Source organism: Flavobacterium rhamnosi, from assembly GCF_048286515.1.
In the GTDB taxonomy this organism is placed as follows: Bacteria; Bacteroidota; Bacteroidia; order Flavobacteriales; family Flavobacteriaceae; genus Flavobacterium.
In genome coordinates, this window is sequence record NZ_JBLVPS010000025.1 from 25236 (window position 1) to 48284 (window position 23049).

Genomic DNA, 23049 nt, shown 5'->3' on the forward strand with positions numbered 1-23049 from the left:
CCTTGAACACATGAATGGGTAAAAGTGGGATTTAAGTTATTTACATGTTAAGAAAGAAGCAGATGATTAATCCTCGTATAATTATGCTTAAAATGTTCTGTTCATTGATAGCATAAAAGCATTAATAAGAGATTTTTGATCGGTAGATATGGCACAACCCTATTTTCTTTTCTTAACCAAAGTCAATGAAATTATCAATTATCCCCGCTACATTTGCAATCTAAAAATATCCAAAAAGAAGTCATTACGGAGGCTGTTCAAAAAGAACAAAAATCACTTTAAGTTTATCCGCTTTAGGAAAAATAAAGAATTAAAATAGCGAGAAAATTCAAAGGGATTATTATTAGAGGACAATAGACGTTATATGAAACAGGAATAAATTTAGATATTTAAGAAAATGAAAGTCGTTTTAATTCTATTTGAGAATAAAAACCAAAATAGTTTTCTATAGTAAAACCATAAATTAAAAAAAAATGAATGAAAGAAGGTATGATTTAGATTGGTTAAGAGTAATTGCAATCTTGCTATTGCATTTATTTCATTGTGCTATGCCTTTTGTTGCTGAGGAAGGTTGGCACATAAAAAACAAAGAATTAAGCAGTCTCATGTTGGAATGCAATTATTTTATTTCTAGATGGAGGATGCCACTATTATTTTTAATTTCGGGTATTGGCACCACTTTTATTATGAGCAGTGTGTCCAAAACACGGTACGTAATACAACGATCTAAAAGATTGCTATTGCCATTAGTAATAGGTATGCTACTAATTGTTCCGCCTCAAATCTATTTTGAAAGACTCTTCCAAGGGATAAAATACGATTCCTTTCTAACATTTTATCCTAGTATTTTTTCAACTGGCATTTACCCTAAAGGAAATTTCTTTTGGCATCATTTATGGTTTATAGCCTATCTTTTTGTCTACTCGATACTGGCATTACCATTCCTTCTGTTCATTAAATCCGAGAAAGGAAAAAAAGTTGTATCAAAGTTAGCCAATATAACAAGAAAGATGGGGATGTACTGGTGTGTAATTCCACTTTATTTAGCCTTCTTGCTTTATTTTTGGTATCCTAATGATACGCATGCTTTAATTGGTGATTGGGCAATGTTCACAAAATATTTTACGTACTTTATTCTAGGTTCTTTTATTGGTATAAACCAAATATTTTGGAATGATATTGTGGAGAAAAGAAGGCAATATTTAAAAATTGCTTTTTTGAGCACCATCCTTATAAATTATTTTCGTTGGAATGATTTAGAACCTGAATGGGGTTTTAATTTACCGAACTTGATGTTTATAGCGTTAGGAATTTTGAACGTCTGGACATGGCTACTAACTATTTTTGGGTATGGAAAAAAATATTTAAATTTCAACAACAAAATTTTAGTATATGCAAACGAAGGTATTTACCCATTTTATATTTTACACCAAACTTTTATAGTCATCATTGGGTATTATGTAATTCAGGTAGATGAAAGTATAATTAACAAATATCTCTTTTTAACATTTGTATCCTTTTTCCTTTCAATTGGTGTATATGATTTTTTTATAAAGCCATATAATCATATTCGAATATTATTTGGGATGAAGAAAAGTAAACCGAACGGATAAAAAAAAATATTTAACATTGCGATTCAGACAAAATGTATCTAATTATAATTTTTTATTTAAAAAAATATGATTTCATTTTCTTCTAAATTGGAAATAACTCTTGAATTAAAAAACTAAACAATATAAGAAATAAATCACATAGGCGATTCGTATTTTAGTATAAGTAATTTGCCTTAATTGCCGTTTTATTGTCTTTCTTAAATCATATCGCGTGAACGATCTTACTCTAAGTAAGGATTTAAAAACAAGAAAGGTTCAATCATCAATCAAATCCTGAAAAGAGAAAAGCTTACTCAGAATATCAAATCAAAATGGCTGATCAAGAAGTAATAAAGCACTAAACAGGTTTGTAAAATATGGTATAGTAATAAAAACTCGCTTTTCCGATACAGTTTGTATTGAGAAAATGTAAAATATTGTATTTCAGATTGAAAGCATGAACACTAGTTTTAAATATTATAAAAATATTTAAAACTAGTGTTCATGTTTAGTATTATAGCCCCTTTGTTTAGGAAGATCTCTCTTGATATTGCAGTGGAAAGAGCAGTTACATCTAGTTACGTTCCGTTCGTTTTCAGAACACTCCCGGCAATTTTAGCATTTTATTTCCAACCATATCAATCACATAATGAAACTCCCGATTGTGATTTTTGTGCAAAGCCTCCGTCTCAACATCCGCTATTTTGTAATTAATTATTTGATGTTCTTTTACTCCAATATCTTTTAGGGAGGCAATACACTGCAGGTTTCCTGCCGTTACAATAAAGTTTTTGAATTGATTAGATAAAAGCATTTTGGTAAGTATGGCACCTATCCACCCGAAGTCAGCATGGTATTCGTTAAAAATCGACCCATTCATCCATTACCATCCATATATGGATGAATAAATACAAATAAGAAATGGCCACTGAAGCTTCGGTCTCTTGTTTGGATTATTTTTAGATGAAAAATGTAAAAAGTGATGTTTAAATGGTACTTTTTTCTCTAAAAAAATACTTTTTTAGGACTGGAAGTATAATGTCGTAAATGTATTGTTTTTAGTTATTTGTGTGTAAATTTGTGTTAAACTGAATTAAATATAGGCTTTAAATTGTTCTTATTATTGGCGGACTGATATATATCATATTTTAGGAAGCGCCAACAGATTAATTTTACATCATTAACAAAAAGTTGTTTTATGAGTAGTTTATCGCAATCACACAGAATATTATTTTTAAACACACTCGCTTTTGCGGTTTGTTTTGCCTGTTGGACTTTAAATGGAGTTTTAGTTACTTTTTTAGTAGATCAGGGAATTTTTGACTGGAATGTAGTTCAAATAGGATGGCTTTTAGGTATTCCGATACTTACAGGTTCGCTTATGCGATTGCCGATGGGAATTTTAACCGATAAATATGGAGGTCGTGTGGTATATTCGGCTTTGCTTATTTTGGCTTCAATTCCTTTGTTTTTACTTCCATTTGCAGCTAATTTCTGGATGTTTGCTTTATTGAGCTTCCTGTTTGGAATGGTAGGGACTAGTTTCGCTGTTGGTGTGGCCTACACTTCACTTTGGTATCCAAAGGAATGGCAAGGACGTGCTTTGGGTATTTTCGGAATGGGTACTGCGGGTGCTGCTATTACTCCTTTTGTAGCACCAAGTTTGTTGAAGTATTTTTCAGAATCAGATCCGGTAAATGGCTGGAAATACCTGCCAGTAATTTATGGCTCAGTATTGTTATTTATGGGAATTATTTTTATTCTTTGTTCGAAAACAAAAAAAATAGAGGCAAAATCAAAGTCAGTCAAAGAACTCTTACAGCCGCTTAAAGAAGTACGTGTATGGCGTTTTGGAACGTATTATTTTTTGTTATTTGGTTCTTTTGTATCGTTTTCTCAATGGTTGTTGCCTAATTTCATGAATGTGTACCACACTTCTTTAATTTTGGGAGGGCTGTTTACCACTTGTTTTAGTTTGCCAGCAGGTATTATTCGTGCCTTTGGTGGGTTTTTATCAGATAAATTTGGTGCTCGAAAAGTGATGCATTGGGTTTTGAGTTCTTCAATAGTATTGAGTTTTTTGTTATTGTTTCCAAAAATGAATATTACTACTTCTGGTAATGGTTTAATGGCGGGTAATGCAGGAACGGTTACGGAAGTTTCAGCTTCTAAAATTGTGGTAGGTGAGAGAGAATATCAGGTTCATCCAAAAGATGTTACTGCAGAGCACAGTCAATTTTTTCCTTCAAAAAAAACCTGGCAGGAAGTAGTTGTTTCCGAAAATCAAAAAGTACAGAAAAAAGAATTAATCGCAGACGGAATTACGCAAATTCATTTTGAGGCTAATATGTGGGTGTATCTCATTCTGGTAATCTTAATTGGTGCTTGTTGGGGAATTGGTTCAGCGGCAGTTTACAAACACATTCCTGAATATTTTCCAAATCAAGTTGGAGTAGTAGGAGGAATGGTTGGAATGATTGGTGGTTTAGGAGGATTTATAGGCCCGATAGTTTTTGGATACCTGCTTGCTTTTACTGGTTTTTGGACTAGCTCATGGCTCTTTATCTTTGTATTATCAATTGTTTGTTTGGTTTGGATGCACAAAACCATAATTAAAATATTCAAAAAAGAAACACCTGGATTTACAAGAGATATCGATCACATCAAACATTAAGAGGACAGGCAGTAATTTGGGTTCTGTTAACGGTGGAGCAATCAACTTTTATATTGACTTGATTTTTTTCACTATATTAGCAAGAATGATAAATTGGTGGTTTTATAACCATAGAAGAACTGAAATACCAAGTTGGATTATGATTTTATATCCATTTTAAAAAGGGAAATTATTTTATATACCTACAAGGCTCTCGGGTCTTGTAGGTTTCTTAGCGAAATGACTTAGATACACTTATTAATTTTAGAAAATGAAAAACAGAACTTTTAATACCAAGGCCTTACTTATAGCCACTGGAATGTCAATATTCTGTATTGTGCTGGTGTTTTTTGGTTCCAGAAATTTACAGAATTTTGATGCCGCTTTAATCACTTATTTATTCGGAACGGTATTCGCTTTTTTTGGCATTGTATACCGCTATTCTGTTTGGTTGCAAAGACCACCCACATGGATTTACTTTAAACGGGGGATAACATATCTGGTTACGGGAAAAGTGTTTTCGCATTTTTGGTTTGCATCGAAAGAATCCATCGAAAATATTGCCTTTCAAAAATTTATTTATCCAAGGGGTAAATACCGATGGATGGCGCATTTTATGATTGCTATAGGTTGTACTTCGGCTTTTTTAATTACAATACCTTTGACCTTCGGGTGGATTCATTTCACGATGGCTCCGAATAGCATCTCGTTATATGAAGCTCATTTTTTTGGTTTTAAAGTGATGGAGTTTAAACTGGATTCTATTATGGCGTTTCTGACTTTTCATGCGTTAAACTGGTCTTCCTACCTGGTTATTCTGGGTTCTTTGTATTATCTGAGAAGACGATTGACGAATCCGGGATTGATCGCTACGCAAACATTTGAAGGGGATTTACTGCCGCTTATTTTGTTGATTGCAATATCAGTTACTGGACTAGGATTAACGTATTCGTATCAGTTCATGAAAGGGTTTGCTTTTGATTTCCTGGCGGTAATTCATGCGGTGACTGTTATCATGTTTTTGATTTGGATTCCGTTCGGGAAATTCTTTCATATTATTCAGCGTCCTGCCCAGATTGGCGCCCATATTTATAAAAAGGAAGGTATGAAACAGGGAATGGCAGTTTGCAAGCATACAGGAGAAGAGTATGCTACAAATATGCACATCAATGACCTTAAAAAAGTAACCAAACAACTTGGTTTTGATTTTAGTATGGAAGATGGCGGTTCTCATTTGGATTTGAGTCCTGAGGGAAAAAGATCCCGTTTGGCGCAAGCCCATTTGAAAGCAAGACTAGCAGGCGGAAATTTATTTGGATAGTTTTTAGTGATCAGTATTCCGTCGCAGTTTACAATGAGAATATAACATAAAAATACCAAGAACAGAAAATATAAAAACATGGCAAAATTACCTGTTTCAGCAGAGAATATAATAGAAGTATTTGGGCCACATCTTAATTACAGTCCGAAAGAAGGCTTTGACGGAAGAGACGAACCAGATGAAGTGGTCAAAACACACTGTTGCTTTTGCGGGATGCAATGTGGAATTCAATTATTGGTAAAAAGCAATAAAGTGGTAGGATTTGAACCCTGGATGGAATTTCCTTTCAATGAAGGAAGACTTTGCCCAAAAGGAGTGCAACGCTATTTACAAAACAACCATCCAGATCGCCTTTTAGGACCAATAAAAAGAGTAGAAGGTCAGGGATTTGTGCCCACTTCTTGGGATGAAGCTATGGATAAAACGGTCTCTGAAATTAAACGCATTCAGGAAAAATACGGAAAAGATGCTTTTTCGATACTTTCAGGCGTTTCATTAACCAACGAAAAAAGTTACCTGATGGGTAAATTTGCCCGTGTGGCTGTAAAGACAAAAAACCTGGATTATAATGGACGGTTGTGCATGGTGAGTGCCGGAGCGGGGAACAAAAAAGCGTTTGGATTAGACCGGGCATCTAATAATTATTCGGATTTAGAATATGCCGAAGTGATTATTGTGGCCGGAGCCAATATTAGTGAAACCTTTCCGACATTGACGCACTGGATTTGGAAAGCGAGAGATCGCGGAGCCAAATTAATTGTTATCGATCCAAGAATGATTCCGCTTGCCAGAACTGCAGATGTGCATCTGGATGTAAAACCCGGTACCGATTCTGCGCTTTACGGAGCCATGCTGAAATACCTTGTGGATCACGACATGCTCGACCACGATTTTATAAATAATTATACTTCTGGATTTGATGTTACTTTAGATTCCGTTAAGGATTATACCTTAGAATGGGCGGAAGAAATAACGGGAATCAAGAAAGAAAAAATAAAAGAAGCCGCGGAGTTATGGGGTAAAGCCAAAACGAGTTTCTTACTTCATGCTCGTGGAATTGAACACCATTCTAAAGGAGTAGATAATGTTTTGGGTTGTATTAATTTGGTTTTGGCAACAGGACGAATTGGCAAACCATATTGCGGATATGGAACGATTACCGGTCAGGGAAATGGTCAGGGGGGAAGAGAGCACGGTCATAAATGCGACCAGTTACCCGGGAACCGGGATATCGAAAATCCAGAACATCGTAAATATATTGCGGGTGTTTGGGGAATTGATGAAAAGGATATGCCTGGAAAAGGACTTTCGGCTTATGAAATTATTGAGGCAATTCATCGCGGCGAAATCAAAGGACTGTTGTCTATTTGCTTCAATCCTTTAGTGTCATTGCCGAATAGCAACTACGTTAGAGAAGCCTTGGAGAAACTGGAGTTTTACGTTTGTATCGACTTTTTTCTAAACGAAACAGCACGCCATGCTGATATTGTTCTGGCGGGTTCTTTGCAAGAAGAGGAGGAAGGAACTACCACCTCGGCAGAAGGTAGAGTAATTCGAATTCGTCAGGCAGTAACCCCTCCGGGAGATGCCAGAACAGATACTTCGATTATCTTGGAACTGGCGAAACGTTTGGGGCAGGAAGATAAATTTACATATGATACCAGCGAAGCGATTTTTAATGAATTGCGTGTCGCTTCAAAAGGAGGAACAGCCGATTATAACGGAATTACCTATAAAAGAATAGAAGAAAACATGGGAATCTTTTGGCCATGTCCAACAGAAGACCATCCGGGAACACCGCGTTTATGGGAAGATAAAAAGTTCAAAACGCCCGACGGCAAAGCCCATTTTAATCCAGCACCCTACAAGCTTCCAGGTGAAGTAACTGATGCTGATTATCCTGTGATTTTAACTACGGGTCGTGTCGTTTCTCAATATTTAAGCGGTACCCAAACGCGTAGAATTGGTAAATTGGTGGATCAGTTTCCGGAACCATTATTAGAGATTCATCCTAATTTAGCGAAACAATATGGCATTCAACAAAGAGAATTAATTAAAGTTTCTACCCGAAGGGGGGAAGGGATTTTTCCTGCTAATATAGTAGAAACCATTAGAGAAGATACTGTTTTTATTCCCTACCACTGGTCGGGTAAAAAATCAGCAAATCAGCTGACACCTGGCACATTAGACCCGATATCTAAAATACCGGAATTTAAAGTGTGTGCCTGCCAGTTGGAACCACTGAAAGAAATTGCTCCGCCATCCAAAGAATCTAAGGCTTATGCCAGTGTTTAATCTATAAAAAGCTAAAATATGAACTATACCAGTTTTAATACAAACGAAGAGTTTTTTGTAGATATGCAGCGTTGCATTGGCTGCAAAGCTTGTGAGTTGGCCTGCGCTGAATGTGAAACAAACGGTCAGGACTCTATGATTCATGTCAATTATGTCGATCGTGCTTCAACAGTTCAGACAACGGTTCAGGTGTGTATGCACTGTGATGATCCTGTTTGTGCCAGTGTGTGTCCTGCTGATGCGATATCAAAAGACGAATTCGGAATCGTGCATACCGCCAATACAGAAAGATGTATCGGTTGTTCGAATTGTGTGATTGCTTGTCCTTTTGGTGTGCCAAAGAAAATTGAAGAGTATGATTTGATGATGAAGTGTACCATGTGTTATGACAGAACCAGCGTTGGAAAAAAACCAATGTGTGCCACCGTTTGTCCAAGTGGTGCGTTGTTCTACGGTACAAAAGCAGAAATCGAAGAAATGCGCCCAAACAGTTCCCCTGTGAATACCTTTGTTTTCGGAAAAGAGATTGTAAATACTAAAGTGAATATCATGATGCCTAAAGGCAGTACTCAGTTGATTATTTATTAAAAAAAGCCCCATGTCAAAAGAAGATAATTTAAATGAAAACTGGAAAAAAGACTTTCCAATTTTAAAACAAGAAGCCACACAAGTAAGTCGTCGTGATTTCGCAAAGTTTCTAACGCTAGTTTCTGGAGGATTAATGGTTGGTAGTGGTTTGGTTGCGGCTAAAGCTTATTTATTGCCTAAAGAAGAAGTGGCAGGCGAGCATTTTGTTTGCAAGCAAGACGAAGTTCCGGTTGGAGGAACACGAGGTTTTGTTATTGAAGGGAGTACTGTCCCTTATATACTGATCCATCTTGAAAATGGAGAATACAAGGCTTACGAGCAAAAATGTACACATCTTTCCTGTTCTGTTTTTTACAAACCGGGAACTGGGATTATCCATTGTCCTTGTCACGAAGGTTCGTTTGATGCTATGACGGGAGATGTACTAGGGGGACCGCCGCCAAGAGCTTTGCCTAAACTGGAAGTGTTTTTTAAAGACAACGACATTTTTGTAAAAGCATCACATGAAAAGGTGTTGAGTTAAGAATCAAGAGTAATTAAATTTCAATTGTTATGAGTAATTTTAGAACAAGCCAGAACAAAGCTAATCCCAACAAGCTAAACAATATCCTATCTACGCTTATATTCATTTTAATCTTAAATGTGACTATTCAGATTTGGTTGTTGTATGCCTCGTTGAACAATGCTTTAGATAATAATAGAGAAATTCTCATTCCCGCGTTTATTGCTTCCTTGATTTTGTTTTTGATAGGTTTCAGCTGGCTTTATTATTTGCCAAAAGGGAATTATAGAAAGTTGTAGTAATATAGCAGACAATCTAATCTATAGTAAAAGACGCTACTCAAGTATTTGTGAGATGAATTTGGAATAATACTGCGCAAGTAATAATCTACAATGATTAATGAATAAAAGGATACTAAAGTATACTATTGGGGCTATTTTATCTGTATTTGGATATTAAAATATATATAAAATCATGTTAGGATCAACCAATATTAAAGATGTAAAGCTTAAAATAGGTGAGTGGTGTAAACAAAAGAGACATTTATATGGATTGTCTCAGGATGATTTAGCAAAGGTATTGGAAATGTCACGACTTACAATTAGAAAACTCGAAGAGGGCAAGAATGTTACTCTTGATACTTTATTAAAGGTCGTAAATCATTTTGATATGCTGGAAAGTATTTATAAAGTTATTGATACCGATATTTCTAACAATAATATTAATTCTTTATACTAGATCATGGTAGCGAACGGACTCATAGATGTTTTTGTCTTTGGTGTTGAAATAGGTAAATTAGGGTGTAATGCAGATGAAAAAAGAAGTTTCTTTCAGTATAATCCATTCTTTTTAGATTCTGGCCAGTACAGGAGGATGTTTCCTTAAATTTTTAAGAAGCACAAGCATCTTCAAATATTTCCGCAATTTAATGGGGATATATTTAGCGAGCTTCCGCCTATGATTGCTGATTCGCTTCCGGGCGTTTAATAAGTTTTACTATTTTGACCTATTGGTACCATATAGGTAAATTTAAGAAAATTATTGCCAACAATTGCGACACCTGCAATTGAAGCACGATCTCTTGTTGACTTCTCACCATACATGGCGCTTAAATCTGTTCTTGGCAAAGCATTAAACGAATATTCAAACGCAGTAGTATCAGTTATATGCCATCTAAAAGTCAAGTTCAATCCTAAGGACAAGTGCGATGATACTTGATTATACGATAATTCTCCGCCCCATTTACCGTGCCTTCCAATTAATGAGGGTTCAATACTTGGAATAAATACGGTGTGTATGGGAAGTCTTAAAGCATTGCCATAGAGATGAAAATGATATCCTACACCTATCGTATACTTGTCGAAATCAAGTCTTGGAAACGCTTCATAACCAATGTTTATTTCTACATTATTACCTACCATTCCAAATCGGAATTGATAATTTAATGAAGGCCTATTATTAGTGGGGGGGCTGCCTATAACCTCATTTTTCACGGTTAAACCTGAGGTAAAGGAAACATAGGTGTCTTTTTGTTGTTGGCTATATCCTGAAAAAATTGTAAAGGCTAACAGTACTGTTAGAATTGTTTTAAATTGGTTCATTTTGTTTGTGTAATAATATCCTTGATAGATGTTTCTATAGCTACTGCAAGTGGACAATTGGGATTAATTAGGATATTTTTTTGCGTCTGGAATAAAATTAATGCATTGAAAAGTGTTGAGAGCAGGTGTATTATTAAGAATAGCAGCATGCGAACATTCACATAATTCCGATTATCTACTGTTTATTTACCATCTCCAGCCAAGCCTGAACTTGCTCCGGTGAAATAGGTTTCAATACAATTTTGTTATAAGTATCCAACAAATACAAAGTAGGCGTACCAAAAACACAATAATCACGAGCCCCTTGTCCTTCCCATCCTTTAAGGTCGCAACTTGAAATCCAGGGAAAATCTTTAGTAAATGCCTCATATTTTTCTTTTTCATTGTCTAATGAAATCAGAATCACTTCTACACCATACTCTTTTTTCCACTGGGCATAAAAGGTTTTAATTTTTGGGATTTCTTCAATACATTTACGACACCAGCTAGAGCCAAAGACGACTAACTTATACTTGCTTTTGATCTGAGAAAGTTGAGTAAAAGTGGATTTTGTATTTTCAAATTGCAATTCGGGTGCTGTATTCCCTTTTGCCATTTTGCGGTACTGTTCAAACAATGCTTCAGACTTTCCGTCCATCTGGCACGAATCGTCTGATAGCATTGCCAAAGCCAAATGCTCGGCGGCAGGAAACAAACTCCGTTTTTCCAACAGGATAAACAAATTTTCGGCTACCTGCTGCAACAAGGTCGGCTGGGATTGCAAACTTTTGATTACCGCATCGATACTTGTGCTCATGTGGGAATATTGCTTGTCGCCATAACTTTCCAGCAAGGTAAAATACTCCTCGAATAATTGCTTGTATAAGCCGGATCGAATCAACTTGTTGCTGCCAAAATCCATGCTGTTAAATTCTTTTTCATGCTCTGGCATCCGTTCGATATAGCGACTGGTTGTTTGCGGCATATCAGCCAAAAGTCGGCGCAGCTTTATATAATAGGTTGCATAGGAATCCTGGGGTAAAGCAGCGACGAAATGGGAGAACATCTTGTTTTGTAGGGCTAATTCTTTTTTAAAAATCTGCTGGCTTTTCGCTTCCTTTTCATATAGTGGAATCAGATAGCTAAGCGCTAAACGCTTCCCTTCGATATTTTGATACAAATGCAAACCTTGGCTCAAATTGGTGTTTTCAAGCGAGTGATTAAACTTTAAACTCCCATAATCCTCCAGATTATCCCATTTCATCTCAAAATTTTCGCGATTCAGTAATACAATTAGCCTCTTGTCAGGTATGATTTCCAGCACCGCTGCACCTTTATAGCTGGCTGGATAAGCGATACTAAAACGGCCATTGACATCTGTTTTGGCACTAAAAAGCAAGGTGTCTCTGGCCGGAGAAAATCCTTTAAGCAGGATATCCGTATTGGAAGCTTGTAGAAACGTACCACTTATATTAAATTGTTTTTGGGCATTCGTTAGGTTCCAAAATAAAAGAAAGAAAAAGACCTTTTTTGAAATAATCATTGTTATTTAAATCATTTAATTTATACATTGTGAAATGAGAAAACATAACTTTTTTGCTCCCGCAACAATACAGTAGCTTTCGTTATAGTGAAGCCGGATTTCAATTAAAAAACTCCTGGCCAAAAAAGGCAGGAAAAAAAATGAAAACTTTAGTTTTTTATGCAACGCACAGAATTACCTGCCGCACGACGATCGAAGCCGCTGACTACAGATCCGGAATTGATATTCCGAAAGCGGGCATTGGGGCCAGATATTGTGCTAAGCCACATATAGGAACCATTACCCGCACTTCCGAGTGTGCCATCGGATCGGAGGCGCGTGCCTGCAAAGGCAAACTTGAAATCACTATTAGAGTAGGCAGTAATCATACTAGTAATATTATATTGCGTTAATTCTGCATTTACTTCAGTCTCAGTAGGTACGCGAAAATTATCAGGACACGGGTTGTTTACCTGAGTGCCATTTTGCCATCTTAAATTGTTATTATCTATCCTCCAGTCGTAAGGTGTACCACCTACTCTGATGAATAATGCATTTATTGGAGTATCCGTATCAGCTAGCGTGCTGGTTATTGAATTTACAGGTGTTCCCGCTAAAGAGGAAGTCCAAACCATACTTGCGTGGCCGTCATTCCCACGACCCCATTGATATAAGCAGCCATATGCCTCATAATCAGTAGCCGAAGTAGCTGCTCGGCTGGCCCCCAAATTTCTATCCATCCAGATTTTTCCAGTAGCAGATGTAAGAGTGACTACTTTAGTTTGAGTGGTACCGTCACAAATGGCATTGCCGCCCGCTGGTGCTGGTGCTGACGGAGGGCCACTATCTTGAAACAAACCATGAAATGGGGGCAGCGTCACCTGTGAAAAACCGGCTTGGTTTAGCATTATAAATAAAAGAATATAACGAATTCGCATAGTATTATTGTTTCATTTAATTAATTCATGTTACCACTGGTGATAAATACATTCGTAACAGGGCTTACAATGGTAGCTATAGAATAAGGTCCTGCAGTTTTAGTGTAATTGGATTTGTTCACTACAGCGGTTCCACTGCCAGTTAGGGTAATTACACCAGCGCCGTATTGTACGATCAAACAGTTGAATCCTGCACTAAGGCCCGCAGGAATGGTTAACGTAATCGCTGAACCATTTGTAAAGTTGAGCACCTTCCCGTTATCAGCTTGTACCAGAGTATAAGTAGTGGCTGATACTGTGTTTACGACAGTATTAAACCCTACAATTGTGCTGGTCCCATTTGAGCTTCCTGTAATAGATTTGTTGGTCAACGATTCCACGCCGTCAAGAGTAGCCAAAGTCCCGCTTGTGGGTAGGGTAACAGCGGTGGCAGCCGTTGCTGTTATATTGGAGGCAAATGGCCCGGTAGTGGTCAAATTTCCTCCAAGGGTTAGGGTCTTGCCGATGTTGGCAACGCCAGTTCCCCCGTTTGCCCCCGCCACAATTCCCGAAACATTAAGCGCTGTACCGGAGGTGCTTGCATTGGGCAAAGCGTATTCAATACCTGATCTGAAATTGGCAGCCCTGTAATCACTTTCATAGGTAATATTTACTGCATTATCGCCGCTGTTAGTTCCCGAAACCGCCGTCGTTCCGGTAACGGAGAGAGTGGGTGTTGCAGCACCTGAAAGAACAACACCGTTTATGGATGTTGGCGTGATTGCTGCTAAAGACAAAGATAGGGCAGGAGTCGGTGCCGCTGTCACCGTTCCTGAAATTCCGTTGGCTGTGGTCACCGAAACACCCGTCACCGTTCCGGTTGAGCCGGCATACTGTGGAATGTTCAGTGTGCTCCCGACTAAAGTTGAAGCACCGCTGGTGCCGGTTGTAGTAAGTGTTATAGCCGTCTGCTTACCGTCTAATTTCTGGATGGCTCCCAAGATAGTATCTGTACCAGATACTGCTCCAGATCCACTGGCAAAACCGGTCAATACTTTCGTTATAACCGCGGCATTGGTTACCCAGGGGGCTGCAGCCGTTCCTGTTAAATCTCCCGCCAGTTGAATCTTGCCCTTGCTGCCCGTTGTAGCATCGGGTGTTGTTTCTGCCACCAGGTCGTCAAGAGTTGCCAAAGTTCCGCTAAGAGGAAGGGTAAGGGCGGTTTCTCCCGTTGTTGATAAAGTTACCAGATGTGGTCCGGCCATGACAAAATCCCCTCCGAGGGTTATGGTATGGCTGCCGTTGTTAACTCCCGTTCCTCCGTTTGCCCCGCTTACAGTCCCTGTAACGTTGGCTGCAGTCCCTGATGTGTTTTGGTCCAATCTCGGAAAATCTGCTGGTAAGGCAATTGTATGTTGTCCAGTTACAGTGGTGTTTTTTAATATACCACTAGGCAATGCGCTAGTTGGTTCAGCATAATCGGTTCTAACCGTGGCAATGCTGGGCATTCCCGTTGCGGTGGTGTTTTTCAAGATCCCAGTTGAAAGACCGGCTAGGGAAGTACCGTTTATTCCTGCTACCCTGGGGGTTGCTGCCGTTCCTGCCAGATCCCCCGCGAGTTGAATTATACCTTTGTCGCTTGCTGTTGCATCGATTACTCCGGCCGCCAGGTTTCCATCTAATTTCTCGATGGCTTGCAGGATATTGTCAGTCGCCGTTATTGCTCCGGATGTTCTGCTGAAACCGGTCAATACCTTGGCTATAACCGCGTCATTTGTAACAGTTGTTGCGTTTCCTGAACTAGTGACTTCGCCAGTCAAATCCGCATTGGTGGTAACTGTTCCTGCCGTCAAGCCTGCCGCTGTTCCGGTAATGTTGGTTCCTACCAAGGCCGTAGGCGTATCCAGGTTCGGCGTAATTAAAGTTGGCGTAATCAAGGTTGGCGAATTATCCATGACAAACTTGGAACCCGTTCCTGTTTGAGAAGTTACCAAAGTGGCATTTCCCGAACTTGTTATCGGTCCCGTCAGATTGGCATTGGTGGCACTGGCAGTGAATACGTCGGTAAGAGTGGCCAAAGTTCCGCTACCAGGCAGGTTAACAGCGGTGTTGGCTGATACAACTAAAGTTGTGCTATAACTCCCAGCCGTGGTAAAATTCCCTCCAAGGGTTATGGTATTGAGACCATTGTTAATTCCCGTACCGCCGTTTGACCCATTTACAATCCCTGTAACGTTCGCTGCAGTACCCGATGTATTTTGGTCCAATCTCGGAAAATCTGCAGCTAAGGCAATTGTATGTTGTCCGGATCCATTGGTGTTTTTTAGTATACCGGTAGCCAATACGGTAGTTGGTTCGGCATAATCGGTTCTAACCGAGGCAATGCTTGGCACTCCCGTTGTGGTGTTGTTTTTCAAAATCCCTGTGGCAAGACCGGCTAGGGAAGTCCCGTTTATTCCTGCTACCATGGGGGATGCTGCCGTTCCGGCTAAATCTCCCGCGAGTTGAATCCTGCCTTTACTGATCGTTGTTGCATCAGATATCCCGCCCGCCAGGTTTCCGTCTAATTTCTCGATGGCTTGTAAGATAGAATCTGTAGTAAGTATTTGCCCAGCTGCACTGGTGAAGCCGGTCAATACCTTCCCTATAACTGTGGCATTTTTAACGGTTGTCATGTTTCCAGAACTGGTGACTTCGCCGGTTAAATCCGCATTGGTGGTAACCGTTCCTGCCGTCAAGCCTGTCGCTGTTCCGGTAATGTTGGTTCCCTCCAAGACGGTAGGCGTACCCAGATTCGGCGTAATCAAAGTTGGCGATGCGGAAAAAACCACACTACCGGTTCCAGTTTCATCACTTAATACACCCGCTAATTGCGCCGATGTTGTTGTCGCAAACTGCGATAATGGATTAGCCGTTGCCGCCTCTCCGATACTTGTTGTAACCCAGCTTGCATTTACGCCATCAGTTTGTAAAACCCTTCCTGCATTCGCTGTTTGTGTCGGCAATAAATTATTTAATGCAGAACTTGATGTTATAGCCCCCGTTCCACCGTTTGCAACCGAAATCGCTGTTCCATTCCAGGTACCCGAGGTGATTGTCCCAAGGGTGGTAATACTTGATGAACCCGCTGCCGGTGCGCGCAATGTATCCGTTGGATGCACGTGATCTGCCCTGGAAGAGGTTGTTGCAATTCCCGCAGACGCTGTGCCATCTATAATCGGAGTAGTTGATGAAAGCTGGCCAAGAACAAAGGCAGTGGTTGCAACTTGATCCGTATTTGTATCAAAAGTTGGCGTTGGTGCCAGCGCGATGCCTGTTAATGTTGGCGATGCTGAAAACACCACCATGCCGGTTCCGGTTTCATCACTTAACACACCCGCTAATTGCGCCGATGTTGTTGTCGCAAACTGCGATAGCGGATTAGCCGTTGCTGCATCTCCGGTACTTGCTGTAACCCAGGTTGCATTTGCGCCATCAGTTTGTAAAACCCTTCCTGCATTCGCTGTTTGTGTAGGCAATAAATTATTTAATCCAGAACTTGCGGTCGTAGCTCCCGTTCCACCGTTTGCAACCGGAATCGCTGTTCCATTCCATGTACCCGAGGTGATTGTCCCAAGGGTAGTAACACTTGATGAACCTGCTGCCGGTACGCGCGATGTATCTGTTGGATGCACGTGATCCGCTCTGGCAAAAGTTTTTCCAGTTCCTATAGCCGCTGTCCCATCTATAATCGGAGTCGTTGATGAAAGTTGGCCAAGAACAAAAGCAGTGGTTGCAACTTGATCCGTATTTGTATCAACAACCGGCGTTGGTGCCAACGCAATGCCTGTTAATGTTGGCGATGCTGAAAACATCACCGCGCCGGTTCCGGTTTCATCACCTAACACACCTGCTAATTGCGCCGATGTTGTCGCTGCAAACTGCGATAGCGGATTGGCCGTTGCTGCGTCTCCAGTACCCCCTGAATACTGTGGGATATTTAATGTGTTTCCGACTAAAGTTGAAGCTCCGCTGGTTCCGGTTGTAGTAAGTGTTATGGCCGCCTGCTTTCCGTCTAATTTCTCGATGGCTTGCAGAATATTGTCTGTCGCCACTACTGCTCCGGTTCCACTGGTGAAACCGGTCAAGACCTTCCCTGTAACCGCGTCATTCACTAGAGTTGGGGCTTCTGCCGTTCCGGTTAACTCTCCCGCCAATTGAATCTTACCTTTGCTAATTGTTGTTGCATCGGCAGTAGCAAGTGCGTTCACGTATGTTTTTACTGCTTTCACGCTTGGAAACTTCACGTCGGACGCGCCATCGATTGTTAAATCCACCGATTTGTTAGCCGTGTCTTCTTTGGTTCCCTCGGCAGTGGTGGCGCGAGTCGCTTCCGTTTCCAAGTTTGTTGCAGCTGTTGTATCACCGGCATCCACGTATGTTTTTACCGCCTTTACGCTTGGAAACTTCAGGTCGGATGCGCCATCGGCTGTTAAATCCACCGATTTGTTGGCCGTATCTTCTTTTGTAGCTTCGGCTGCAGTGGCACGGTCTATTTCGGTACTTAGATCCGATCCTGTTGTTGATGAGCTAACATTAACAATCGATATGTCTTTGCTTATTGCCAGCAGGGCGGCATTTTGAACAGAAGCCATTAAACGGGGATTAGGATTTATTGGATCATAGGTAACTAAAGGATAGCCATTTGCTGTTGGACGGAAAAGTGTTCCAGAAGCGTAATTAAGTGGTTCTGTCTGAGCAGGATCACTTGCTCCGGAAAGATATGTAACGTCAACAATAATATGAATAGAATTTGAACTCTGGATTGCGTCTATCCGAAACAATTTACCGTCACCATCAACAATAATGTCGCTTACTTTTATATCCAGCGCACTAAACATATAATTAATATCTGAAAAATCTCCCCCTATAGTATATTCCGAACCAATCACTGATGAAGAATAAACATCAGTAACAGCAAATGCACCATTTACCGAATTTTGGGCTGTACAGTTCAACCCGAAAAGTAAAAACGTTATAATCAGTAAATAATAACCAGTTGTTTTTATTGTTTTCATTATTTTTTTTATTTTTACGATTAGAGCCATCTATAGCCAATTAATAACCCCTAGAACCCTATAGTAAAACTCCAGTTTGTCAATGTTGAGTAAAGCGCAAATACTTTTATTGTATTATTCGATACTGGATCAGCTATTAATATCGAATTTGAACTAACATTTGGAGTTAATAATCGCTGTCTTCCAGCTGTATTTCTATCATACATGTAATAATAGAGAGGCAATCTTGCGTCAGTATTATCGTTATTTATGCTGGTATCTCCGTAAACCACATTAAGGTAAAGGGATGGTGCCGTACCATCTGCAAATCCGATTAATGAATTGGTTCCGATAATTTGTATGGATTTCAATAGCACTCCATTAGGCACAATAAATTCAAACAAGTTATTCTTACCAGAATCTGCATTGGATAGAAAGTCAAATCCATGCTTTAGTGAAACAGTAATACCCGGCCCGGTTGCTGCAACAGTTATACTTGTCCCTGCAATGCCACCCGGATGATAATACTGAAGAGCACCAGCCACTAAAGGGGCAACCCATGTTGCAGCGGTGCCTCCCGCATTTACCGTCAAAACTTTATTAGCATCTGCAACACCAACAATATCGGTTATTTTGTCTAATTTGGTTTTATCAGCAGGAAGCATCAAACTCGCGTCGAGAGTCGAGCCCGCAGGGATTATGGCATCCGTCCCGGTATCAGAGAGTACCACTCCCTGGGTTGTGGAATTGGTATAGGTTAAATTGGTTGCTGATCCGACGCCGGTCGCATTCAGTGTACCAGCTGTAAAAGATAATCCGGTGCCTAGGGTAATTTCACTGACGACCGTTCCCGCTAGTCCTGAACCTAACAATTTGTTGGCGCTCATGGTTTGCATCTTACCATAAGTGACCGCACCTGGAGTAATAGTGGCCGCCGCTGTAACATTTCCGCTCCCGGTAAATAGAGGCGAAGTGTAAGCAACGTCACCTGTGGTACTAATAGTTCTACCCGTTTGTAAGGCTGTTGCTGTTGCCGCATTACCGGAGATATTTGTTTGGTCGCCGGTATTGGTTCCAGACAAATTACTTCCGATCACGGTTCCTGTAGCAGCTACCGATGTTGGCGTGATTGCCCCTAAAGTTAAAGTTATGGCTGGTGTTGTTGTTGCTGTTGCAACTGTTCCGGTAACTCCATTTGCTGAAGCCACTGAAACACTTGTTACGGTTCCGCTTCCACCTGTCGCGTTCAGGGTACTGCCTGAAAAAGACAATCCAGCACCTATGGTAATTTCCTCTGCAACCCCGCTTCCTGCGGTGCTCCGCCCTAACAATCTGTTTGTGGTTAGGTTTTGAAGTTTAGCATAAGTGACCGCGCCGTTAGAAATAGTGGCTGCTGCCGTGACATTTGCGCTACCGTTAAAGGCAGGTGAAGTGTATACAACATCGCCAGAGGTACTTATAGTTCTACCGGTTTGAAGGGTTGTTGCCGTTCCCGCATTGCCTGTAATCGTTGTTTGGTCGCCAGTATTGGTTCCTGATATGGAATTTAATTTGATTTTGTCGGCAGGAAGCATTAAACTTGCGTCGACAATCGACCCGGCGGGAACTGTGGCACTTGTTCCGGAATCCGAGGTTATCACTCCCTGAGTTGGGGAATTGGTATAGGCTAAATTGGCTCCTCCAACGCCAGCCGCATTCAGGGTACTGCCCGAAAAAGACAATCCAGTACCCAGGGTAATTTCACCGACACCATTTCCAACTTGTCCGGAACCCAACAATTTGTTGGCGGTCATGGTTTGGATCTTGGCATAGGTTACTTTATTTGCGCCAATTGCGGTTGTATTGCTACCCGAAGAGGTAACGTCTCCCGTTAAGTCGGCGTTGGTGGTAACCTTTCCTGCGGTTAAGCCAGGCGCTGTTCCCGTGATATTGGTTCCCACTAATGTTGAAGGTGTGCCTAAATTAGGTGTTACCAATGTTGGCGATGCGGAAAACACCGCATTGCCCGTTCCGGTTTCATCACTCAATACACCTGCTAATTGCGCCGATGTTGTCGCTGCAAACTGCGATATCGGATTAGTCGTTAATGCATTTCCGGTACCGGCCACAACCCATGTTGCATTTGTGCCATCAGTTTGTAAAAGCCTTCCTGCATTCGCTGTTTGTGTGGGCAATAAATTATTTAATCCTAAACTTGCGGTCGTAGCACCTGTTCCACCCTTTGCAACCGAAATCGTTGTTCCGTTCCATGTACCCGTAGTGATTGTCCCAAGGGTCGTAACACTTGATGAACCCACTGCTGGTGCACGGGATGTATCTGTTGGATGCACATGATCCGCTCTGGCAAATGTTTTTCCAGTTCCTATAGCGGCTGTCCCATCTATAATCGGAGTCGTTGATGAAAGCTGGCCAAGAACAAAGGCGGTAGTTGCAACTTGATCCGTATTTGTATCGACAGCTGGCGTTGGTGCCAGCGCAATGCCTGTTAATGTTGGCGATGCTGAAAACACCACCGTGCCGGTTCCGGTTTCATCACTTAACACACCCGCTAATTGCGCCGATGTTGTCGCCGCAAACTGCGATAGCGGATTAGCCGTTGCTGCGTCTGCAGTGCCCCCTGAATATTGTGGAATATTTAATATGTTTCCGACTAAAGTTGAAGCGCCGCTGGTTCCGGTTGTAGTAAGTGTTATTGCCGCTTGTTTGGCCGCCAAATCCGTTACCAAATTTGTTACTTGTGATTCTGAAATCTGAATTGGCGAGTTAGCCGCTGCAGTTACTAATCCTTTCTCATTTACAGTTATAGCAGGAACAGACGCCGCCGTACCAAAACCACCAACGTTTGCATTTACGGTCGCCAAAGTCAATATTCCTGAGCCAGTAACATCGCCTGTATGCGTGGCATTAGTTACCAATCCGTTATACAATGAATTTATTGCGTTGTCGCCTGTATTGGTTCCAGACAAATTGGCTCCAGTCACATTTGCTGTAGCAGCTACGGATGTTGGCGTTATTGCCCCTAGAGTTAATGTTATGGCTGGAGTTGTAGTTGCTGTAACGGATCCGGTAACTCCATTTGCTGGAACCACTGATACACTTGTTAGGGTTCCTGCTGCTGCGTTCAGGGTACTACCCGCAAAAGACAATCCGGTGCCCAGGGTAATTTCACTGACGGCAGTTCCCGATAGTCCGGAACCCAGCAATTTATTAGCGGTCATGGTTTGCAGCTTGTTATAAGTCACTTTATTTGCGCCAATCGTAGTTGTGTTACCAAAAGAGGAAACATCTCCAGTCAAATTTGCATTGGTTACTACCGTTGTAACATTCCCTGAAGAGGTGACCATGCCTGTTAAAGGACCGATGTCATTTAATTTGATTTTGTCAGCAGGAAGCATCAAACTTGCGTCGATCGTCGATCCCGCAGGTATTATAGCACTCGTTCCAGTATCGGACATTATCACACCCTGGGTCGGTGAATTGATATACGTTAAATTGGCTCCTGTTTCACTCGCTAATACTGCAGCTGCTGTTTTAGCATCGACATATGTTTTTACTGCTTTTACACTTGGAAACTTTAGATCAGATGTGGCATCGTTTGTTATATCAAACGATTTGTTTGCCGCGGATTCTTTGGTTGCTTCCGCCTCGGTAGCACGGTTTATTTCCGAGGCTAAATTGGTCGTAAATATAGCGTCCGTAGTTATGCGGTTATTCGTTTCGGTAGCCAGGTTCGTAACCAGCGCATTTTCTGCATTGGTGGCTCTGGTAACTTCAGCGGCCAACGCCGTTGCTCCTGTTGATGCATTTGCATCTAGGTATGTTTTTACTGCTTTTACACTTGGGTATTTGGTATTTGAAGCAGCATCAATGGCTATATCCTGAGATTTGTTGGCAGTTGATTCCTTTAGATCTAACGCTGTCAAAGTTGCGATAGATATTGGTTTGTTTAAATCGCTGGTGTTATTTACATTGCCCAATCCTACCTTTGTTGGACTGATTCCTAATGCAACTTTCTCATCTGTTACGCTTCCATCAGCCAATTTTATCGTGCTGATACCACCGTCCACAATTCCAGCTATTGTTTGAGCATCAACATAGGATTTTATTGCTTTTACAGTTGGGTATCTTATATCTGAAGTTCCATCTGTAATAACATTAATACTTTTATTAGCAATGGCTTCCTTTGTATTTTCGACAGCAATAGCACGGCCAACTTCCGAGGACAAATTGGTCGTAAATGTTACGTCTCCAGTTATACGGTTATTTGTTTCGGCAGCCAAGTTCGCAACCAGCGCATTTTCTGCATTGATGCCTCTGGTAATTTCTAGAGCTAATGCTGTTGATCCTATTGATGCATTTGCATCCACATAAGTTTTGACTGCTTTTACAGTTGGGTATTTGGTATTTGAAGTAGCATCAATGGCCACATCCAAAGATTTATTGGCAGTTGATTCTTTTAAATCTAACGCTGTTAAAGTTTCAATAGATATCGGTTTATTTAAATCGCTTGTATTATCTACATTTTTCAATCCCAGATTATTTTTTGCCCCAATTATTGTCGTTGCATTTGTACCTCCGTTTTCAATAGCAATTACACCAGTAACATTTTCTGCGTTAGCAGCCGTGAATGAAAAAGGAACCGATGAAAAATGCTGATTACTTATTTCTTCATACGAGCCACATAATACGTTCAAATCTAACGCCACTTTTAAACTCATTAGACTTGGCGAACTCCATACAATTTTATCGAATGAAGCTGTATATCCTCCTGATTGACGTCCTGAACCAATAATTAAATTTACCATACCGAATTCATCTGTAGTGGTCTGAATTGTTTCCTGATATTCATTTTGTGCGGCAGCATCAAAGATTGTAAACTGTAAGCAAATTTGTTTGTTAGCTAAAGGTACATTGTCATTATTTACACCGGGTAATTTTTCTCCATTTGGATTTAAAATAACTGCTTGATAGGTTATTCCATTATTTTGGGCATAGAACATTGAAGTAACCAATAGCATTAGTAGTAGAAGTCTCTTTTTCATA

14 protein-coding genes are annotated in these 23049 nt (G+C 40.5%); 8 read left to right on the forward strand and 6 right to left on the reverse strand.

The window, feature by feature from the left end; all coding sequences use genetic code 11:
• Window positions 1–473 precede the first annotated feature (473 nt).
• The gene (locus ACNQGN_RS16260) at window positions 474–1613 is read left to right on the forward strand and encodes an acyltransferase family protein (protein ID WP_417988886.1); all 1140 of its coding nucleotides are present in this window, start codon (window positions 474–476) and stop codon (window positions 1611–1613) included.
• Between the two features lie 574 nt (window positions 1614–2187).
• On the opposite strand, the gene ACNQGN_RS16265 is transcribed toward ACNQGN_RS16260, so the two are convergent.
• A complete protein-coding gene (locus tag ACNQGN_RS16265) occupies window positions 2188–2472 on the reverse strand; it encodes a hypothetical protein (protein ID WP_417988887.1) in 285 nt (94 codons plus the stop codon).
• Window positions 2473–2790: 318 nt separating this feature from the next.
• On the opposite strand from ACNQGN_RS16265, the gene ACNQGN_RS16270 reads away from it, so the two are divergent.
• The 7 genes from ACNQGN_RS16270 (at window position 2791) to ACNQGN_RS16300 (ending at window position 9689) form a co-directional block, all read left to right on the forward strand.
• Window positions 2791–4266 (forward strand): MFS transporter, encoded by a 1476-nt coding sequence (locus tag ACNQGN_RS16270; RefSeq protein ID WP_417988888.1) that lies wholly within the window; start codon window positions 2791–2793, stop codon window positions 4264–4266.
• Window positions 4267–4516: 250 nt separating this feature from the next.
• The gene (locus ACNQGN_RS16275) at window positions 4517–5566 is read left to right on the forward strand and encodes an MFS transporter (RefSeq protein ID WP_417988889.1); all 1050 of its coding nucleotides are present in this window, start codon (window positions 4517–4519) and stop codon (window positions 5564–5566) included.
• A 78-nt stretch (window positions 5567–5644) separates the two neighbouring features.
• Window positions 5645–7861: a molybdopterin oxidoreductase family protein gene (locus ACNQGN_RS16280; RefSeq protein ID WP_417988890.1), complete on the forward strand. Its 2217-nt coding sequence runs from the start codon at window positions 5645–5647 to the stop codon at window positions 7859–7861.
• 18 nt (window positions 7862–7879) lie between these two features.
• Entirely contained in the window at window positions 7880–8449 is a 570-nt protein-coding gene (locus tag ACNQGN_RS16285; RefSeq protein ID WP_417988891.1) for a 4Fe-4S dicluster domain-containing protein, read from the forward strand.
• Between the two features lie 10 nt (window positions 8450–8459).
• Window positions 8460–8972: a Rieske (2Fe-2S) protein gene (locus ACNQGN_RS16290; RefSeq protein WP_417988892.1), complete on the forward strand. Its 513-nt coding sequence runs from the start codon at window positions 8460–8462 to the stop codon at window positions 8970–8972.
• Between the two features lie 29 nt (window positions 8973–9001).
• Window positions 9002–9250: a DUF6755 family protein gene (locus ACNQGN_RS16295; RefSeq protein ID WP_417988893.1), complete on the forward strand. Its 249-nt coding sequence runs from the start codon at window positions 9002–9004 to the stop codon at window positions 9248–9250.
• A gap of 175 nt (window positions 9251–9425) precedes the next feature.
• On the forward strand, window positions 9426–9689 hold the full coding sequence (locus ACNQGN_RS16300) for a helix-turn-helix transcriptional regulator (protein ID WP_417988894.1): 264 nt from the start codon (window positions 9426–9428) through the stop codon (window positions 9687–9689).
• Window positions 9690–9934: 245 nt separating this feature from the next.
• On the opposite strand, the gene ACNQGN_RS16305 is transcribed toward ACNQGN_RS16300, so the two are convergent.
• The 5 genes from ACNQGN_RS16305 to ACNQGN_RS16325 all read right to left on the reverse strand — a co-directional run bounded on the left by ACNQGN_RS16305 (window position 9935) and on the right by ACNQGN_RS16325 (window position 23048).
• Complete coding sequence (locus ACNQGN_RS16305) at window positions 9935–10552, reverse strand: hypothetical protein (protein ID WP_417988895.1); 618 nt, start codon at window positions 10550–10552, stop codon at window positions 9935–9937.
• Window positions 10553–10727: 175 nt separating this feature from the next.
• Window positions 10728–12074: a TlpA family protein disulfide reductase gene (locus ACNQGN_RS16310; RefSeq protein ID WP_417988896.1), complete on the reverse strand. Its 1347-nt coding sequence runs from the start codon at window positions 12072–12074 to the stop codon at window positions 10728–10730.
• A gap of 149 nt (window positions 12075–12223) precedes the next feature.
• Window positions 12224–12961: a fibrobacter succinogenes major paralogous domain-containing protein gene (locus ACNQGN_RS16315; protein WP_417988897.1), complete on the reverse strand. Its 738-nt coding sequence runs from the start codon at window positions 12959–12961 to the stop codon at window positions 12224–12226.
• Window positions 12962–13011: 50 nt separating this feature from the next.
• Entirely contained in the window at window positions 13012–18027 is a 5016-nt protein-coding gene (locus ACNQGN_RS16320) for a beta strand repeat-containing protein (RefSeq protein WP_417988898.1), read from the reverse strand.
• Window positions 18028–18077: 50 nt separating this feature from the next.
• A complete protein-coding gene (locus tag ACNQGN_RS16325) occupies window positions 18078–23048 on the reverse strand; it encodes a beta strand repeat-containing protein (protein ID WP_417988899.1) in 4971 nt (1656 codons plus the stop codon).
• Window position 23049 lies beyond the last annotated feature (1 nt).